General features: G+C 71.8%; 18 protein-coding genes. 8 read left to right on the top strand and 10 right to left on the bottom strand.

The genetic code is table 11. The features are described from left to right. The first annotated feature begins 80 nt into the window (after positions 1-80). Positions 81-1055: an adenosine deaminase gene (gene add, locus QP939_RS31615; protein WP_285449849.1), complete on the top strand. Its 975-nt coding sequence runs from the start codon at positions 81-83 to the stop codon at positions 1053-1055. On the opposite strand, the gene QP939_RS31610 is transcribed toward add, so the two are convergent. Further along, positions 1033-2400, bottom strand: coding sequence for a vWA domain-containing protein (locus QP939_RS31610; protein WP_285449848.1), 1368 nt, complete (start codon positions 2398-2400; stop codon positions 1033-1035). The two genes, add and QP939_RS31610, sit on opposite strands and share 23 nt — an antisense overlap. After that, positions 2397-3278, bottom strand: a complete 882-nt coding sequence (locus tag QP939_RS31605; protein ID WP_285449847.1) for an AAA family ATPase — start codon at positions 3276-3278, stop codon at positions 2397-2399. The genes QP939_RS31610 and QP939_RS31605 overlap by 4 nt, the downstream gene beginning before the upstream one ends. Positions 3279-3341: 63 nt before the next feature. Between QP939_RS31605 and mgrA the strand changes: the two genes are divergently transcribed. Further along, complete coding sequence (gene mgrA / locus QP939_RS31600) at positions 3342-4370, top strand: L-glyceraldehyde 3-phosphate reductase (protein ID WP_285449845.1); 1029 nt, start codon at positions 3342-3344, stop codon at positions 4368-4370. A 71-nt stretch (positions 4371-4441) separates the two neighbouring features. Here the strand turns inward: mgrA and QP939_RS31595 are convergent, their stop codons facing one another. The 4 genes from QP939_RS31595 to sigC form a co-directional block, all read right to left on the bottom strand. Next, positions 4442-5671, bottom strand: coding sequence for an RsbRD N-terminal domain-containing protein (locus QP939_RS31595; protein WP_285449844.1), 1230 nt, complete (start codon positions 5669-5671; stop codon positions 4442-4444). A gap of 138 nt (positions 5672-5809) precedes the next feature. Continuing rightward, positions 5810-6265, bottom strand: coding sequence for a (2Fe-2S)-binding protein (locus tag QP939_RS31590; protein WP_285449843.1), 456 nt, complete (start codon positions 6263-6265; stop codon positions 5810-5812). A gap of 11 nt (positions 6266-6276) precedes the next feature. Beyond that, the gene (locus QP939_RS31585; RefSeq protein WP_285449842.1) at positions 6277-8520 is read right to left on the bottom strand and encodes a xanthine dehydrogenase family protein molybdopterin-binding subunit; all 2244 of its coding nucleotides are present in this window, start codon (positions 8518-8520) and stop codon (positions 6277-6279) included. Positions 8521-8686: 166 nt separating this feature from the next. Next, positions 8687-9232, bottom strand: a complete 546-nt coding sequence (gene sigC / locus QP939_RS31580) for an RNA polymerase sigma factor SigC (protein WP_285449841.1) — start codon at positions 9230-9232, stop codon at positions 8687-8689. Between the two features lie 16 nt (positions 9233-9248). Between sigC and QP939_RS31575 the strand changes: the two genes are divergently transcribed. Further along, positions 9249-9974 (top strand): zf-HC2 domain-containing protein, encoded by a 726-nt coding sequence (locus QP939_RS31575; protein ID WP_285449840.1) that lies wholly within the window; start codon positions 9249-9251, stop codon positions 9972-9974. Positions 9975-10098: 124 nt separating this feature from the next. Here the strand turns inward: QP939_RS31575 and QP939_RS31570 are convergent, their stop codons facing one another. Further along, a complete protein-coding gene (locus QP939_RS31570; RefSeq protein WP_285449839.1) occupies positions 10099-10839 on the bottom strand; it encodes a DUF427 domain-containing protein in 741 nt (246 codons plus the stop codon). 100 nt (positions 10840-10939) lie between these two features. On the opposite strand from QP939_RS31570, the gene QP939_RS31565 reads away from it, so the two are divergent. Further along, positions 10940-12139, top strand: coding sequence for an ROK family protein (locus tag QP939_RS31565; protein WP_285449837.1), 1200 nt, complete (start codon positions 10940-10942; stop codon positions 12137-12139). Here QP939_RS31565 and QP939_RS31560 read toward each other — a convergent pair. Further along, positions 12136-12597: a pyridoxamine 5'-phosphate oxidase family protein gene (locus QP939_RS31560; RefSeq protein WP_285449835.1), complete on the bottom strand. Its 462-nt coding sequence runs from the start codon at positions 12595-12597 to the stop codon at positions 12136-12138. The genes QP939_RS31565 and QP939_RS31560 overlap by 4 nt on opposite strands. Here QP939_RS31560 and QP939_RS31555 point away from each other — a divergent pair. Further along, a complete protein-coding gene (locus tag QP939_RS31555; protein WP_285449834.1) occupies positions 12596-13078 on the top strand; it encodes a MarR family winged helix-turn-helix transcriptional regulator in 483 nt (160 codons plus the stop codon). The genes QP939_RS31560 and QP939_RS31555 overlap by 2 nt on opposite strands. Here QP939_RS31555 and QP939_RS31550 read toward each other — a convergent pair. After that, entirely contained in the window at positions 13075-13581 is a 507-nt protein-coding gene (locus tag QP939_RS31550) for a PaaI family thioesterase (RefSeq protein ID WP_285449833.1), read from the bottom strand. The two genes, QP939_RS31555 and QP939_RS31550, sit on opposite strands and share 4 nt — an antisense overlap. 131 nt (positions 13582-13712) lie before the next feature. On the opposite strand from QP939_RS31550, the gene QP939_RS31545 reads away from it, so the two are divergent. Genes QP939_RS31545 through QP939_RS31535 form a run of 3 tightly spaced genes read left to right on the top strand, consistent with a single transcriptional unit; the run spans position 13713 to position 17221 of the window. Then, positions 13713-14081, top strand: a complete 369-nt coding sequence (locus QP939_RS31545; RefSeq protein WP_285459893.1) for an ArsR/SmtB family transcription factor — start codon at positions 13713-13715, stop codon at positions 14079-14081. A 9-nt stretch (positions 14082-14090) separates the two neighbouring features. Continuing rightward, the gene (locus QP939_RS31540) at positions 14091-14822 is read left to right on the top strand and encodes an HAD family hydrolase (protein ID WP_285449832.1); all 732 of its coding nucleotides are present in this window, start codon (positions 14091-14093) and stop codon (positions 14820-14822) included. Beyond that, a complete protein-coding gene (locus tag QP939_RS31535; protein WP_285449831.1) occupies positions 14819-17221 on the top strand; it encodes a glycoside hydrolase family 65 protein in 2403 nt (800 codons plus the stop codon). Before QP939_RS31540 ends, QP939_RS31535 begins: the two co-directional genes overlap by 4 nt. Here the strand turns inward: QP939_RS31535 and QP939_RS31530 are convergent. Beyond that, positions 17202-17390: a hypothetical protein gene (locus QP939_RS31530; RefSeq protein ID WP_285449830.1), complete on the bottom strand. Its 189-nt coding sequence runs from the start codon at positions 17388-17390 to the stop codon at positions 17202-17204. The two genes, QP939_RS31535 and QP939_RS31530, sit on opposite strands and share 20 nt — an antisense overlap. Positions 17391-17421 lie beyond the last annotated feature (31 nt).

Genomic DNA, 17421 nt, shown 5'->3' with positions numbered 1-17421 from the left:
TCGCTGCGCAGCGTGACGGGCCGTCACCGGGCCGGGAAAATGCCGCGCGAGCGCCCGTCGGCCGCCTTTAGGCTCGCCCCATGCGCGACCTGGCCGCCCTGCCGAAGGCCCACCTGCACGTCCACCTGGAGAGCACGATCCGGCCGGACACGCTACGGGAACTGGGCGAAGCCAACGGCGTCGACGTCCCCGGCGAGCCTCCGGTGTTCGACGGCTTCCGCGCGTTCGCGGACTACAACGCGCTCATCCGTTCGTGTCTGCGGCGGCCCGAAGACTTCGAGCGCATCGCGCGCGAATACTGCGAAGACGAAGCCGCCCAAGGGACGCGCTACGCCGAAGTCACGTTCACGGCGGCGTCGCACGGGGAACGCCTGGGCGACCTCGAAATGCCGCTCGAGTCCGTCCTCAAGGGACTGTCCGAAAGCGGCGGCCTGGAGTGGCGGCTGCTGCTCGACCACTCGCGACGTCGTTCGGTCGAACGCGCCGAGCGCACCCTCGACCTCGCCCTGAAGTACGACGAAGTCTTCGCGATCGGCATGGCGGGCGAAGAAAACCACTCGCTGCGACCGTTCGCGACGGTCTTCGAGAAGGCCCGCGCCGCCGGGATCCGCCTGCTGCACCACACAGGCGAGGACGCGGGGCCGGACAGCATCCGCGAAGCCCTGGAAGTTGGCCGCACCGAGCGGCTCGGGCACGGCATCCGCGTCCTCGAAGACCCCGTCCTGGTCCGGGAGGTCCGCGACCGCGGGCTCGCTCTGGAGGTGTGCCCGTCCTCGAACGTGACGCTGGGCCTGGTGCCGTCCTGGCCCGAGCACCCGCTCCCCCGGCTGGTCGAGGCGGGTCTGACGGTCACGATCAACACCGACGTCCCGTCGGTGACGGGCGCGGCTTTGGCCGAGGAGTACGCCCGCGTCCAGCGGACGTTCGGCTACGACGACGCGGCGATGGCGGACTTCGCGCGGGCGAGTGTGAAGGCGTCCTTCGCGCCCGAAGCGACGAAGGCGCGGCTGCTTCGCGAGATCGACGAGTGGCTCACACCGGCAGCAGGCGCGTGACCAACGTGGACAGCTGCTGCACCGTCCGGCACTCGTGCATCTCCACGACGTCGGCGTACTCCAGCGCCGCCGAGTCGCCGGTCGACCACAACGACCGCCGTTCCGGGTTCAGCCAGTAGACGTGCCGGGCGCGGGACTTGATCTCGCGGACCGCGTCGAGGTTGGGGTCGCCGCCGTTGGTGCGGGCGTCGCCGAGGATCAGGACCGACGTCCGCGGTCCGACCGCTTCCAGCCAGTTCTCGGTGAACTGGCGCAGCGAACCGCCGTAGTCGCTGTGGCCGTCCCAGCGCACCAGCGCCGCCTCCGCCAGCATGCGCGCGCCCAGGTGCTCCGGGTCGGCCGCGCCCGTGGTGACCAGGTGGGTGACCTCGTCCGCGCTGTCCACGAACGCGAACACGCGGATCTTGCTGAACTGGTCGCGCAGCGCCTGCACCAGCAGCATGGTGAAGTTCGCGAACCCCGCCACCGACCCGGAAAGGTCGCACAGCAGCACGATTTCCGGCCGCCCGGGCCGCCGGTGGCGGTAGGCCGGGCGCAGCGGCACCCCGCCGGTCGACAGCGAGCGGCGCAACGTGCGGCGCAGGTCGATCTGGCCGCGCGTCGTGCGCTTGCGACGGGCCGCCAGGCGCGTCGCAAGCTTGCGGGACAGCGGCTGGATGGTCCGCCGCAGCTCGGCCAGCTGGGTGCGGCTGGCGATCAGGAAGTCGACGCGGTCGGGCGAGGGCGCGATGGCGTGCTTGGCGACGCGCTCGCGGCCGCGGACCTCGGCCGCCCGGCGGCGCGCCTCGGTGCGGACCTGCCCGCGGAACCCTTCGACGCGGCGGCGGATCTCGTCGCGGTCGAGGCGGTCGGTGAACTCGCCGCGGGCGCCGCCGCCGCGGACCGCGGCCAGCACCCGCGCGATGAGCGTCTGCGGCTGGAGCCGCTCGAGCGTCTGGTGGGCCGAGAAGCCGCCGCCGGGGCCGGACGCCGAGCCGTACTGCCCCAGCATCTCCACCGCCAGCCCGGCCAGCTGCGCCATCGCCTGCTGGTCGCCGTCGGCCAGCGCGGCGGCCAGCTCCTCGCGCAGCTCCTCCAGCGTCGACGGCTGGTCTTCGCGGGCCCGCTCGGGCGCGCCGATCCCGGCCGGGAAGTACAGGTCGAAGGCGGCGTCGAACACCGCGCGTTGGCCACCGCGCCGGACGAGAGCCGCGGCGAGGCCTTCGCGGACGAGAGCACGGTCGTCGAGGCCGAGGACCTCCAGCGCCGCCGCGGCGTCGACCGTCTCGGCGGGGCCCGCCGGGATGCCCTGGGCCCGCAGTGCCTTGACGAACGACGCGAGCCGTTCCGGCACGCCGCCGGTCACGACGCGTCCAGGACCTGTTCGAGCTGGAGCCCGGCGCCCGCCTTGGCGATGTCGTCCTGGTGCTTGAGCACGACGCCGAGGCTCTCCCGCACGACGCGCTCGTCCAGCGTGGACGCGCCGAGGGCGAGCAGGGTGCGCGCCCAGTCGATGGTCTCCGCGACCGACGGCAGCTTGCGCAGGTCCATCGCGCGCAGCGCGGCGACGACCCGGACGACGGAGTCGGCGAGCGCGGCGTCGATGCCGGGGACCTTGAGCCGGACGATGTCGCGTTCGAGGTCTTCGTCCGGGAAGTCGATGTGCAGGAACAGGCACCGGCGGCGCAGCGCCTCGGACAGCTCGCGCGTGGCGTTGGAGGTGAGCACGGCGAACGGCGCCCGCGCGGCGGTGATCGTGCCCAGCTCCGGCACGGTGACCTGGAAGTCGCCGAGGACCTCCAGCAGCAGGCCCTCGACCTCCATGTCGGCCTTGTCGGTCTCGTCGATGAGCAGCACGGTCGGCTCGTCGGAGGAGATCGCGGTGAGCAGCGGGCGGCGGAGCAGGAACTCCTCGCCGAAGATGTCGGTGCGGGCCTGCTCCCACGTCTCGTCGCGGCCGGCGGTGATCCGCAGCAGCTGCTTCGCGTGGTTCCACTCGTACAGCGCGCGGGCCTCGTCGATGCCCTCGTAGCACTGCAGGCGCACCAGCCGCGAGCCGCTGACCTGGGCGACGGCCTTGGCGAGCTCGGTCTTGCCGACGCCGGCGGGGCCTTCGACCAGCACCGGCTTGCCGAGCCGGTCGGCGAGGAAGACGGTGGTCGCGACCGCCGTCGACGCCAGGTAGCCGGCGTCGGCCAGCTTCGCCGACACGTCGTCGACCGAGGTGAAGAATCCGGTGCCCACCACTGACCTCCTAAGCGGTCGCTCACCCGGAGCGTACCCGACGGGCGGGCTAGCATCGGCCGCGTGACCTACGTTGCGGCATCCGGCCGATACGACTCGATCCCCTACCGGCGCTGCGGGCGGTCCGGGCTGAAGCTGCCCGCGATCTCGCTCGGGCTGTGGCACAACTTCGGCCACGACCGGCCGCTGGAGACCCAGCGCGCCATCACGCGCCGCGCCTTCGACCTCGGCATCACGCACTTCGACCTGGCCAACAACTACGGCCCGCCGTACGGCTCGGCGGAGGAGAACTTCGGGCGCCTGCTGGCGACGGACTTCAAGCCGTACCGCGACGAGCTGGTGATCTCCACGAAGGCGGGCTACGACATGTGGCCGGGCCCGTACGGCGAGTGGGGTTCGCGCAAGTACCTGCTGTCCTCACTGGACCAGTCGCTCGGGCGGATGGGCCTGGACTACGTCGACATCTTCTACTCCCACCGGTTCGACCCCGAGACGCCGCTGGAGGAGACGGTCGGCGCGCTCGATTCGGCGGTCCGCGCCGGGAAAGCGCTGTACGTCGGGATTTCGTCCTACAGCTCGGAGCGCACGGCCGAAGCGGCGCGGCTGCTGCGTGAACTCGGCACGCCCTTGCTGATCCACCAGCCGTCGTACTCGATGCTGAACCGCTGGATCGAAGAGGACGGCCTGCTCGACACGCTCGAGCAGGCGGGCGCGGGCTGCATCGCGTTCTCCCCGCTGGCGCAGGGGCTGCTGACGGACAAGTACCTGAAGGGCGTCCCGGCGGACTCCCGCGCGGCGCAGGGCAAGTCCCTGGACCCGGACACGCTCGACGAGAACCGCCTGGGCCGGGTCCGGGCCCTCAACGACATCGCAGCCCGGCGCGGGCAGTCACTGGCGCAGCTGGCGTTGGCGTGGGCGTTGCGCGACAGCCGCGTGACGTCGGTGCTGATCGGCGCGAGCAGCGTCGGGCAGCTGGAGGACAACGTGGGCGCGCTGGGCAACCTGGAGTTCTCGTCGGAGGAGCTGACCGAGATCGACGGGCACGCGACGGACGCGGACATCAACCTCTGGAAGCGTTCCTCGGACGCCTGAGGTCCCGTACCGGTCGTGAGTGTTTAGGGCGGTTAGAACCGCCCTAAACACTCACGACGGGCCGAGGCGAGTCAGCGCGGGGCGGGGAGGTGGGCCGCCTCGGGGAACAAGTTCAGCGCCCTCAAAGCCGCGCCCAGCTCGGCGATGTCCGCCGGGTTCGTCAACGACCGGCCCAGTTCCTCCGTGATGCGCTTCAAGCGGTGGCGGATCGTGTTCGGGTGGCAGAACATCCGCTCCGACGTCAGCTTCGTCGACCCCTGGCAGTCGAACCACGCCCGCAGCGTCAGCAGGAGCACGTTCCGGTCGTCGCCAGGGAGGTCGAGGATCGGCTGGAGCACGTGGTGGGCCAGCTGGACCGATGCCTCCGGCGAGCTCGCCACCAGCCCGGCCAACGGCGACTCCGTGAACTGGACCAGCCCCGGCGTGCCCGGCGTCAGGCTGGACAGCGCCACCCGGGCCAGGTGCAGCGCACGGGCCGTGTTGCCCAGCCCCGTGAACACCGGGCTCATCCCGACGCGGCCTACGGGGTGTTCGCGGACCAGCTCGACGATCGCCGACGCCGCCGCCGGGTCGCGCAGGGATACCACGCCCACCTGGAGGTCCGGGGTCAGCCGCCAGGCCGACGCGTGGTGCAGCGCCCGCAGCCGCGCCTCGATCTGTGGCAGCGGCTCCAGGCCCAGCCGCGGGGTCTCCGCCGCGACCACCACGAACGTGCCGTCCAGGGACAGGTCGAGCACGCGGGCGATGTCCCACAGCGTGCCTTCGGTCGCGGACCCGCCCGCGAACAGCGCTTCGACCAGCGCCGAGCGGCGGTTCTGGTGCGCCACCATGACTTCCGCCGTCGTGTCGCGGTAGGACGTCGTCAGGGCCTCGGCCAGGTCGTCGATCAGCGCCCAGATCGCCGACGTCGCCGCGACGAGCCCGGCGAGGTCCTGCGACGACCCGCGCGCCGTCAGCTCGACGAACCGGTGCCACACCTCGGTGAGCCCGATCCGGTACGCGCGCAGCAGCTCCGGCAGGGGCGCGCCCTGCAAAGCCCGCGCCCGGCCGGTCGCGCTGGCCTGGGACAGATCGGGGACGTCCGAACCGCGCAGCGTGCGCATCACGTGCTCGAGGTTCACCCGCACCGAGTTGCGCAGCTCGGCGTGCGTGACGAACCGGGCGTCGGCGTAGACCGGCATCTCGGCGCGGATCTGCCGCACCGTGCTCTCGATGAGCTCGGGCAGCTTCCGCTCGACCTCGGCGGCCAGTGCCGCGACCGTCGGCGCGCGCCCGTCGGCCAAAAGCGCCTGGTAGTGCATGGTGCCCTCCGGTCCGGGCCTCTTCGTCGAAGCCCGAGACCGACATCTAACCCGAACGTGCCATCCACGTCCGGGTGAACTTTCTACAGGCGCCGCGGATGCGGAGGTTCTTTTGTAGAACCTCCGCATCCGCGTCGATCACATCTTGGCGGCCGCGCTCTTGATCGCCTCACGGATCCGGAAGTACGTGCCGCAGCGGCAGACGTTCTGGATGGCGTCGATCTCGGCGTCCGTCGGGTTCTTCGTCTTCTTCAGCAGGGCGACCGCCGCCATGATCTGGCCCGGCTGGCAGTAGCCGCACTGGGCGACGTCCTGCTCCAGCCAGGCCTCCTGGACCGGGTGCAGCTCGTCGCCGTCGGCCAGCCCTTCGATCGTGGTGACCTCGCGCCCGGCGCACTCCGAAACCGGCGTGACGCAGGGGTTGAACGCCTCGCCGTCGAGGTGGCTGGTGCAGGCCTTGCAGACGTTGATGCCGCAGCCGTACTTCGGCCCGCGGACCTTGAGCTTGTCGCGCAGCGCCCACAGCATGGGCAGGTCGGCCGGCGCGTCGACGGTGACGGTCTTCCCGTTCACCACGAAGGTGTAGTTCGGCATGGGGACTCTCCTCAGCGCGGGAACGGGTCGAAGTCGACCGGGAAGGTGATGGGGAAGCTGCGGGGTTTGATCCCGGTCGCCCTGGCGTAGGCGTTGGCGATCGCGCCGACCGGGGCGGGCACGCCGAGCTCGCCGGCTCCGCCGATGTCGGCGCCGTTGGCCGGCATGACGTGCACGGTGACGTCGGTCGGCGAGTTCTTCTGCCGCGCGTAGTGGAACTGCGAGTAGCTGCCCTCCAGCGGCAGGCCCTTGTCGATGTGCAGGCCGGCGGTGAGCGTCGTGGAGATCGCGTCGGTCAGGCCGCCGAGCATCTGCGCCTGGATGCCGCGCGGGTTCACCGGCTTGCCGACGTCGACCGCGATCGTCGCCTTGGTGACGCGCGGGTGCTTCGGGTCGCGCGCGTCCATCTCGACCAGGCAGGCCGTGTAGGACTTGTACTCGCCGTGCACGGCGATGCCCTGCGCGAACCCGGTGGGCATCTTCTTGCCCCACTCGCCGAGCTCCGCGACCTTGTCGAGCACCGCGCGCTGGCGTTCTTCCTTGATGAACTCGCGCCGGAACTGGTACGGGTCCTTGCCGAGCTTCTTCGCGATCTCGTCGACCATGATCTCCTCGGCGCCGCGGGTGTTCGCCGAGTAGACCGAGCGCCACGCGGAAGTGTGGAACTTCAGCGGCACCTCGTTGAGCAGCTGCGTGGTGACGCCGAAGTTGTACGGCGACTTCACGGTCAACAGGAAAACCGTCTGCGCGAAGCTCAGGTTGCCGCCGACAGGCAGCTTCGCCGCATACGCGGTGAGGATCTCGCCGAGGCCGTGGCTCCAGTCGGTTTCGACGCTGGCGACGCGGTGCTCGAACGTCAGCACCTGCCCGAGCGCCATGGTGGCGCGGATCCGGTGGAAGCTCGCCGCGCGGCCGCGGCCGTGGCGCATGTCGTCGATCCGGCTCCACATGAGACGGACCGGCTTCTTCATCGCCTTCGAGATGTGCGCGGCTTCGAGGGCGGCGTCGAAGAACAGGCGCCGCCCGAAGGACCCGCCGCCCTGCTGGACGTGCACGGTGACCTTGTTCTCCGGCAGCCCCAGCTCCTGGGCGATGGTCTGCTTGGCCACGATCGGCGACTTCAGCCCGGCCCAGATGGTCGCGCTGTCCTCCCGGACGTCGGCGACCGCGGAGTTCGACTCCATCGGCGCGTGGCTGGCGAAGGCGAAGTCGAACTCGCCGTCGACGTACTGCGTCAGCAGCGGCGGCACCACGAACGGCAGCGTGGCCGCGCGCAGCTTCTTCTTGATGGTCTCGTTGTCCTCGCCGTCGACCGTGCCGGGGCCCCAGGTGACGTCGAGGGCGTTCTTGCCGTCGAGGGCCTGGCCGAACGTCTCGGCCATCACCGCGACACCGGTCTTCACGACGGCGATGTCGATGATCCCGGGCATCGCGCGGACCGCGGCTTCGTTGTTGACCTTTTGCACCGTGCCGTTGATGGTCGGCGGGCTCCGCACCATGACCGGGTTCGCGCCGGGGATGTCGAGGTCGAGGGTGTAGACCTGCTTGCCGGTGACCATCGCGCGGGCGTCCTTGCGCGAGGTCGGCGTGCCGACCAGGGTCTGCGCGGACTCGGCTTTCGGCGCGATGGTCCCGGTGGTCAGGTCGGTCCGCGACGCCGGACCGGCGAGGTCGCCGTAGCCGGCGCTGCGGCCGTCGGGCGCCCACACCGCACCGTCGCGAGTGGACAGTCGCGACGCGTCGGTCCCCCACTGCGCCCCGGCCGCGGCGACCATCCGGGCGCGGGCGGTCGCGGCGGTGGCGCGGACCGGGTCGTACAGCGAGCGCATCGTGTTCGAGCCGCCGGTGAGCTGGTTGAACAGCAGCTCGGTGCGGGCGTCGGAGAGCACGACGTCGACGCGGTCGAGCGGCAGGTCCAGCTCTTCGGCGACGAGCATCGCGGTCGCCGTCGTGATGCCCTGGCCGACTTCGGCGCGCGGCAGCTGCAGCCGGGCCCGCCCGTCGGAAGTCATCTCGAGGACGAGCATCCCGGCGGTCGGCGCGCACGACAGCGTCAGCACGTCGCCGAGGTCGAGGATCTCCGCGGGCTGCGGCAGCGTCGGGACGACGGCCTCGGCGGTCGCCGGGGCCACCGCGTCGGCGGTGAGCTTCGTGGCGACGGTGAGCGTGGGCGCGGCGACGAGGAAGGTCAGGAAGCGGCGGCGGCCGACTTGCCCGGTTCCGGGGTCGGCGGGTTCGGTGGTGGGACTGGCCATCGGGAATCCCTTTGCAGGCGTGAGAGCGGGGTGCGCGTCACGCTAAGCAGGTGTTGTCAGGCCGTCAACGCGGCGTAGTCGTGTTCACCCATCTCTGTGACGAGGTGACAGTGGAAGCCGCCGAATGTGTGTGCCGCCACAGTGCCGGACGGCGTAACGGCTTGGTTCAGCCGGCGTCGGACCCGCGCTCGCGGCGGGCTTCGAGGAGGTCTTCGCGGGCTCGCGCGACCCGGGAGCGGACGGTGCCGACCGGGACACCGCAGACGTCGGCGGCCTCGGCGTAGGACAGGCCGAGCACCTGGGTCAGCACGAGCACCTCGCGCCGGTCCGGGTCGAGGCCGTCGAGGAGCACGCCGAGTTCGACGAGGTCTTCGAACCCGGTGGTGGCGCGGCCCTGGTCGACCGGGGCGTCCCAGTCGATCTTCGGCCGGGCCCCGGCGGCGCGGATCTGGTCGACGACCACCCGGCGCGCGATGGACAGCAGCCAGGTGCGCGACGACGAACGCCCGGCGAAGCGGCGAAGGCTGCCGAAGGCGCGAAGGTAGGTCTCCTGTGTCAGGTCGTCGGCCGACGCCGTGTCGGTGAGGTGGGCGAGGAAGCGCCAGACGTCGGCTTGCGTCGCGCGGACCCAGTCCTCCAGCGCGCGCCGGTCGCCGCGACCCGCTTCGAAGGCCAGCTTGGTGACGCGCTCGTCGTCCTCACCGCGAGTCATGGTCCGGAACTTAGCAGTGACCGGGAACCCCGGGGACCCGCCGTCCGACTGGTACGACATGAGGTGCGAGGAATGCCGCGAAGCGTTGTCAGCGCGCTTGGACGGCGAAGCCGAACCGGTTTCGCCCGACGAGCACCTGGCGTCGTGTGCGGCCTGCCGGGAGTGGTTCGCGGAGGCGGACCGGCTGCGGCGCGCGATGCTGCTGCGCCCGGCCCCGCCGGTCCCGGACCTCACGGCGTCGATCCTCGAGCGCACGCCCGCCCCCTCCGGTGAGGGGTGGGGACTGCGGATCGCGCTGGCGTTGGTGGCGATCGGCCAGCTGGGACTGGCGTTCGCGCAGCTGCTGGCCCCGGGACACGCGCTGCACCTCGACCACGAGAGCGGCGCGTGGAACCTGGCGGTGGGGATCGGGCTGCTCACGGCGGTTCTGCGCCCGAAGACGGCGGCCGGTCAGCTGCCGCTGCTGACCGGGTTCGTCGGGGTGCTGCTGGTGCTGTCGGCGGGTGACCTGGCGGCGGGGCAGGTGACGGTGTCCCGCCTGGCGACGCACGTGCTGGTGGTGCTGGGGCTGGCGTTGCTGTACGCGGTGCACCGCCGTCACCGCGACCGCGGCGCTCCCCGCCCGGCGGCCACGGCCGACGACGGCTCGGTCACCGCAGGATCCACTGTGGACGCCCCAGCACCGGAACGGCCGCGCCCGCGCGGCTTCCGCCGTCAAGCGAACGGCCACCACGCGGCTTGACCCCGCCGGTCCCAAGCGCCCCAATGTGGCCTTCGGTGCGTCAGACGCACCCAAGGCGGCCTTCGGTGCGTTGGACGCAACCAAGGCCGCCTTGGGGCGCTTGGTATAGGGCGTTATACGCGGCTCAGGCGAACTTCGTCTTCGGGCGCTCCTGGCGCACGCCGTCCACGTAGACGTCCACCTTCTCGTCGAGGAACGCCACCAGCCCCGCCGCGCGGGTGCTCTCCGGCAGCGGCGTCGGGTAGCTCCACGCCAGGTCCTCGTGCCCGTTCACGTCGAAGTGCTCGGCCGCGCCCTTGTACGGGCAGTGCGTCACCGTGTCGATCTTCTCGAGCAGGTCCATCCGGACGTCCACGCGGGGCAGGTAGTAGCGCGTCGGCAGGCCGGTCTCGAACAGCAGGTGCGGGCGGACCGAATCGGCCACCGTGACGCCGTCGACCTCGATCCGCACGTGCCGGGAGCTCGGCAGGATGTCGACGCGGACGCCGGGGTCGCGCGGGTGCGTGAAGATCTGCTCGTCCTCTTCGAACCAGTCGAAGGCGCCGAACTCGAAGCGGATGTGCCCGCGCAGCTCCTCGATCGGCGAATCCGGGTATTCCAGCGCGGCGTCCACCGCCTCCGCTCCGCCACCCTTTATCGTCGACAGAACACCTTCTCCGCGGCTCGGCGAGTGCGCCGTGCGGCCGGAGGGGGTGAGGAGGCCGCTCGTCACGTCCGCGCGCGGGATGTAGTACGTCGGGTAGTAGGGAACTTCCCAGACCAGGAGGGGGTGCACCGTGTCCGCGACGACCTGCCCGCCGAGGAACACCCGTACCCGCTTCGCGCCTTGTGCCACGCGGACCCGGCCGCGTACCGGAGTGCTCATGCCCCGGTCAACGGGTCCCGGAAGCGGCGTATTCCGGCGGAACCCGGGTGCGGGCGGCTAGCGTGGCAGGGAGCACGAACACGACAGGAGGCAGGCACGGGTGGCCGGCGTAGAAGCTCCCGCGGTCGGTACCCCCGCCGGGATGCGCAAGATCAACCAGCGGGCGGTCCTCGACCTGTTGCGCCGCAGCGGGCCGGCGACGCGGCCGCAGGTGGCGAAGGACACCGGGCTGTCGAAGCCGACGGTCAGCCAGGCGCTGCTGGCCCTCGAAGCCGCCGGGCTTGCGCGGCCGACCGGGCAGACGTCCACCGGCACCGGCCGCTCGGCCGTGCTGTACGAGGCCGACCCCACCGCGGGGTACGTGCTGGGCGTCGACATCGGCCGCGAGCACATCCGCGTCGCCGTGGCGGACCTCGGCGGCGCGATCGTGGCGCGCCGCGACGAGCGCAACACGGCGCGTTCCGGCGCGGCACTGGTGGCGGCGGTCGGCAAGATCGCGGCTTCGGCCGTCGCGGAGGCGCGGTTGACGGCGGACGACATCGTTGTCCGCGTCGTCGGCTCCCCCGGCGTCGCCGATCCCGCGAAGCGCTGCTTCCGGCACGCGCCGAACCTCCCGGGCTGGGGCCGCGCGGGCCTGATCGACGACCTCGAAGCGGCGCTCGGCCCGGACCTGATGGTGGAGAACGACGCGAACCTCACGGCGGTCGGCGAAGGCGAAAGCGGCGCCGCGCGCGAGGCGTCGGTGTTCGGCTGCATCACGATCGGCACGGGCGTCGGCATGGGCATGATGGTCGACGGCCGCGTCTTCCGCGGCGCGACCGGCGCCGCGGGCGAGATCGGCTACCTGCCCTACGGCCGCACGCGCGCGGCCGAGGAACCGACGACCCCACCGGCCCGCGGTCACCTCGAAGAGGCGACGGCGGCGCAGTCGGTGGTCCGCGGCGCGCGCGAACTCGGCTTGGGCACGGCGAAATCGGCCCGCGAGGTGTTCCGCTTGGCCCGCGAAGGCGACGAGCTGGCCCAGCAGGCGCTGGCGGCGGAGGCCGACCGGCTGGCGTACACGGTCGCCTCGGTGGCGGCGGTGATCGACCCGGAGCTGATCGTCCTCGGCGGTGGCATGGGGGCGGCCGCGGACCTGCTGCTGGAACCGATCGACCGCGCGCTGCGGGCGTTCACGCCGTTGGTGCCGAAGGTGGTCCAAGGCGAGCTCGGCGAGGACGCCGTGCTGACCGGGGCGATCAGCGTCGGGCTGCGGGCCGCGGAAGGCATGGTCTTCGAACGCCGGGTGGGTGCCGCCTAGGCCGCGCGCCAGGCTTCGCCGCCCGTCGACAGGCGCCACGGGGTCAGCCGCAACACCGTGATCTTCGGGTCGCGGTGGTCCTCGCCGCCCAGGATCTTCGGGTTGTAGCCCAACGGATCCGGCGTCGACGAGAACAGGTCCCACAGGTACCGGCGGCTCTCCTCGTCGTCCGCGAACTCCGCCCGGCACTCCGCCACGGCCACCTCGTGCCGCGGGTCCCAGTACGAACACGACACGTACGGCGACGCCGCCAGGTGCGCCACCTTCAGCGGCGTCGGCCGGGTGAACAGCCACCCGGTCAGGCCGTCCGGCCCCCGCTCCCAGATGGGGTGGACGACGCGCGACCGCGGCCGCCCGCGGCGGTCGACGGTCACCAGGCTGCACCAGACGATCCGGTGCGCCACGCGGACGAACGCTTCGGCCAGCTCCGCCGGAACTCTGCTAGATTCCACAACCATGGTTGTGCATCCTACGCCGGAGGGCCTCGACCTGTCACTCACCGCCCTCTTCGCGGGCTGGGCGACGACCGACGAGGTGCAGCGCCGCCTGGCCGGTCAGGGCTTCGGGGATCTCCGGTTCAACGACGGCGTCGTGATCCAGCACGTCCTCGCCGCCCCGCTGTCGATCACCGCGCTGGCCGAGCGCATGGGCGTCACGCAGCAGGCCGCGTCGAAAGCCGTCGCCGATCTCGAACGGCGGGGCCTGCTCAGGCGCGAACCCGACCCGGACGACGCCCGCACGAAGCTCCTGCACCTCACCGAGCACGCGAAGCACGCCGTCGAGGCCACTCGGCGACTGCGACGGGAACTGCAGGACGAACTGGAGACGGAATTCGGTGCCGACCGCGTCGACGACGCTCGCGCGCTGCTCGCGGCGATCATCGGCCGCTTCGGCGGGGGCGACGCGATCCGGGCCCGCCGCGTGCGGCCACCCCGCTAACGGACCGGCGTCAGCACGCACGTCCCCGACGCGGTCGCGAGCAGCTTGCCGTCGACGTCGCGGATCTCCCCTTCGGCGAACGCGATCCGCGAACCCTCCTTCACCACCCGGCCGGTGGCGCGGATCTCGCCGCGGCCCGCGTGGATCGCGCGCAGGTAGTTCACCTTCAGTTCCACCGACGAATACCCGACGCCCGCGGGCAGCGTCGTGTGCACCGCGCAACCGACCACGGAGTCCAGCATCGTCGCCGCGACGCCGCCGTGGACCATGCCGATCGGGTTGTACAGCGACTCGTCCGGCTCGCAGACCGCTTCGACCTCGCCGTGCTCGATGCGGACCCAGCGCATCCCGAAGTGCGCGGCGATCGGCGGGGCGGGGACGCGGCCCTCGGCGATCGCCGTCATGTACTCGATGCCGGGCATCGTGGCGCCGAGCCGGGCGGTCGGCAGCGGGTCCTCCCACGTGATGGTCTTCGAACGGACCTGGGCTGCGACGTCGGTCATCTCGGCTCCTCGGACTATGACAACTGTCTTAACGCCCAGGCTCGTCGGCGGCCGCGCGCGAGTCAAGCCGCGCGTGACCCAGGCCACCGGTGGTCCGCCGGCGACCGGGGTGGAATCATCCGGGGGTGGACATCGACCCCGGCCGCAAGCTCATCGACCCGGACCGGGTGGCCGCGGCGATCGACGGGCTGGGCGACCGCGCCGTCATCGACGAGTGGGCCCAGCGGTTCTCCGTAGTCGCCGACCCTTCGCGGCTCGCCTTGCTCGTCTCGATCCACTACGCGCGGGAGATCAGCGTCACCGACCTCGCGGCGGTCACCGGCATGACCGACACCGCCGTGTCGCAGGCCTTGCGGCTGCTGCGGGCGCACGGCCTGGTCACGACCCGGCGCGACGGGCGGGTCGTGCGCTACCGGCTCGCGGACGCGACCGTGCACGAACTCATCCATCGGGTGCGGCCGCACGCGGAACAGCCCGCGAAGGACGAGCAGGACCGGTAGCGTGCGGGCATGACGGGATTGCCCGAGACCATCACCGCCTGCCTGTTCGACCTCGACGGAGTGCTGACCGGGACAGCCGTCCTCCACCGCGAGGCCTGGAAGCGGACGTTCGACGAGTTCCTGCGCGCCCGCGACGGCGCCGCGTTCCGCGAGTTCACCGACCAGGACTACGCGACCTTCGTGGACGGCCGCCCGCGCGCCGACGGGGTCCGTGAATTCCTGCGCTCACGCGGGATCGAGCTGCCGGAAGGCACCCCCGACGACCCGCCGGACGCCGCCACCGTCAACGGCGTCGGCAACCGCAAGAACGACCTGGTCCTGAAGATCATCGACGAACGCGGCGTGAGCCCGTACCCCGGCTCGGTCCGCTACCTCGACGCGGTCAAGGCGGCCGGCCTGCGCGTCGCCGTCGTGACGTCGTCCGCGAACGGCGCCAAGGTGCTCGACGCCGGCGACCTGAGCAAGTACATCGAAGCCCGCGTCGACGGCATCGTGATCCGCGAACAGCACCTCAAAGGCAAGCCCGCGCCCGACTCCTTCCTGGCCGGCGCCGCCGCCCTCGGCGTCGAGCCCGCGCACGCGGCCGTGTTCGAGGACGCCCTCTCCGGCGTCCAGGCCGGGAAAGCGGGCGGCTTCGGGTACGTCGTGGGCGTGAACCGCGCCGACCAGGCCGCCGCGCTGAAGGCGCACGGGGCCGACATCGTCGTCGACGACCTCGCCGACCTCCTGGAGGACCGATGACCGGAGAACCGCACGGCTACGAGTGCGCGCCGTGGGAGCTGCGGTGGCGCGGCATGGACGTCGACGCACTGCAGCGCACCGAATCGGCGTTCGCCGTGTCCAACGGCCACATCGGCCTGCGCGGCACGCTCGAGGAGGCCGAGCCGCGCGGGCTGCCCGGCACCTACCTCAACGGCTTCTACGAGCAGCACGAACTGCCCTACGCCGAAGCCGGGTACGGCTACCCCGAAGAGGGCCAGACCGTCGTCAACGTGACCGACGGCAAGATCATCCGGCTGCTGGTCGAGGACGAGCCGCTGGACATGCGCTACGGCGCGGCCACCGCGCACGACCGCGTGCTCGACTTCCGCAAGGGCACGCTGAGCCGGACCACCGAGTGGTCGTCGCCGACCGGGCGGCGCGTCCGGGTGCGCACCGAGCGGCTGGTTTCCTTCACCCAGCGCGCGATCGCCGCGATCCGCTACGAGGTCGAGCCGCTCGACGAGGACCTGCAGCTGGTCGTGCAGTCCGACCTGCTGGCCAACGAACCGATCGAGTCCGACACCAGCGACCCGCGGGTGGCCGCCGCGCTGGAGGCGCCGCTGGTGGGCCAGTTCCACCGCGCGTCGGAGTACAACGCCGTGCTGGTGCACCAAACCCGCCGCTCCGGGCTGCGGATGGCCGCGGCGATGGACCACAAGATCGAGGTGGACGACGGGATCCGCGCCCGCATCCACGCCGAGGAGGACCTCGCGCGGCTCACCGTCGCCGTCGACGTGCCGAAGGGCGGGCGGCTGCGGATCACCAAGTTCCTCGCCTACGGCTGGTCGGCGCAGCGTTCGGTGCCCGCGCTGCGCTCGCAGGTCGAGGCCGCGCTCGCGGGCGCGCGCCAGACCGGCTGGAAGGGCCTGGTCACCGAGCAGCGCGAGTTCCTCGACGCCTTCTGGGCCACATCGGACATCGAGATCGACGGCGATCCCGAGCTGCAGCAAGCGGTTCGCTTCGCGCTCTTCCACCTCCTGCAGGCCGGGGCCCGCGGCGAAAGCCGGGCGATCGCGGGCAAGGGCCTGACCGGCCCCGGCTACGACGGGCACGCCTTCTGGGACACCGAGTCGTTCGTCCTGCCAGTGCTCACCTACACCATGCCGGACGCCGCGCGCGACGCCCTGCGCTGGCGGCACTCCACAATGGACAAAGCGCGGGAACGCGCGCACCAGCTGGGGTTGCGCGGCGCGGCGTTCCCGTGGCGCTCGATCAACGGCGCCGAGTGCTCGGCGTACTGGCCGGCGGGCACGGCGGCGTTCCACGTCAGCGCGGACATCGCCGACGCCGTCCTGCGCTACCTCAACGCGACCGGCGACGAGGAGTTCGAGCGCGACTACGGCGCCGAGCTGCTGCTGGAAACCGCGCGGCTGTGGGCGTCTTTGGGCCACCACGACCGGCACGGCGCGTTCCGCATCGACGGCGTCACCGGGCCCGACGAGTACTCGGCGGTGGCGGACAACAACGTCTACACGAACCTGATGGCGCGGCGGAACCTGCAGGCGGCGGCGGCATCGTGCGAGCGGCACCCGGACGTGGCGGCGCGGTTCGGCGTCGACGCGGTCGAGCTGGACTCGTGGCGCGCGGCCGCCGCGGCGATGTTCGTGCCCTACGACGCCGAGCTCGGCGTGCACCCGCAGTCGGAGGGCTTCCTCGACCACGACGAGTGGGACTACGCGGGCACCGACCTCGCGCACTACCCGCTGCTGCTGCACTTCCCGTACTTCGACCTGTACCGCAAGCAGGTCGTGAAGCAGGCGGACCTGGTGCTGGCGCTGCACCTGTGCGGCGACGCGTTCAGCCAGGAGGAGAAGGCGCGCGACTTCGCCTACTACGAAGCCAGGACCGTGCGGGACTCTTCGCTGTCGGCGGGGACGCAGTCGGTGATCGCGGCCGAGGTGGGCCACCTCGAGCTCGCCTACGACTACCTCGCCGAAGCCGCCCTGACCGACCTGCACGACGTGCACAACAACGTCCGCAACGGGCTGCACATGGCGTCGCTGGCCGGGGCGTGGCTGGGCACGGTGGCCGGGTTCGGCGGCCTGCGCGACCACGGCGGCGAGCTGTCGTTCACGCCGAGGCTGCCGCCGCAGCTGGAGCGGATCACCTTCCGCCTGATGTTCCGCGGCACCCGGTTCCAGGTCGAGATCGACCGCGACCAGGCGACCTACCACGTGCTGGACGGCGAGCCGCTGGAGCTGCTGAACCACGGCGAGCGCGTCACGATCACCACCGAGCCGCGGCGGTTCGAGATCCCGAAGATCGACGCGGGCGAGCCGCCGAAGCAGCCGCCGGGCCGCGCGCCGATGCGCCGGGACTCGGAGAAGGTGCGTCAGTACGCCGAATCGACCAACCCGCTCACTTCGGAAGGTCGCTGACGGCGTCCGCTTCGCGCCCGGGTGGGGCCGGTACCTCTTCGGTCCCGCCCGGGCTCACGTCCGGGTCCGGCGCGGTGGGCACGTCGTGGGTCAGCTTGCCGGGGGTCGGCAGCTTGGGGAGCTCTTCTTCGTCTTCGTCACGGCCGTGGATGCGCTGCTGCTCGCTCATGTCTTCCGGGATACCCGGTTTTCCCGGCCAC

The sequence above is a fragment of the Amycolatopsis nalaikhensis genome (assembly GCF_030264295.1).
Lineage (GTDB): Bacteria > Actinomycetota > Actinomycetes > Mycobacteriales > Pseudonocardiaceae > Amycolatopsis > Amycolatopsis nalaikhensis.
Note: the sequence above shows the minus strand (reverse complement) of the source record. Positions and strands in the feature narration are given on the sequence as shown.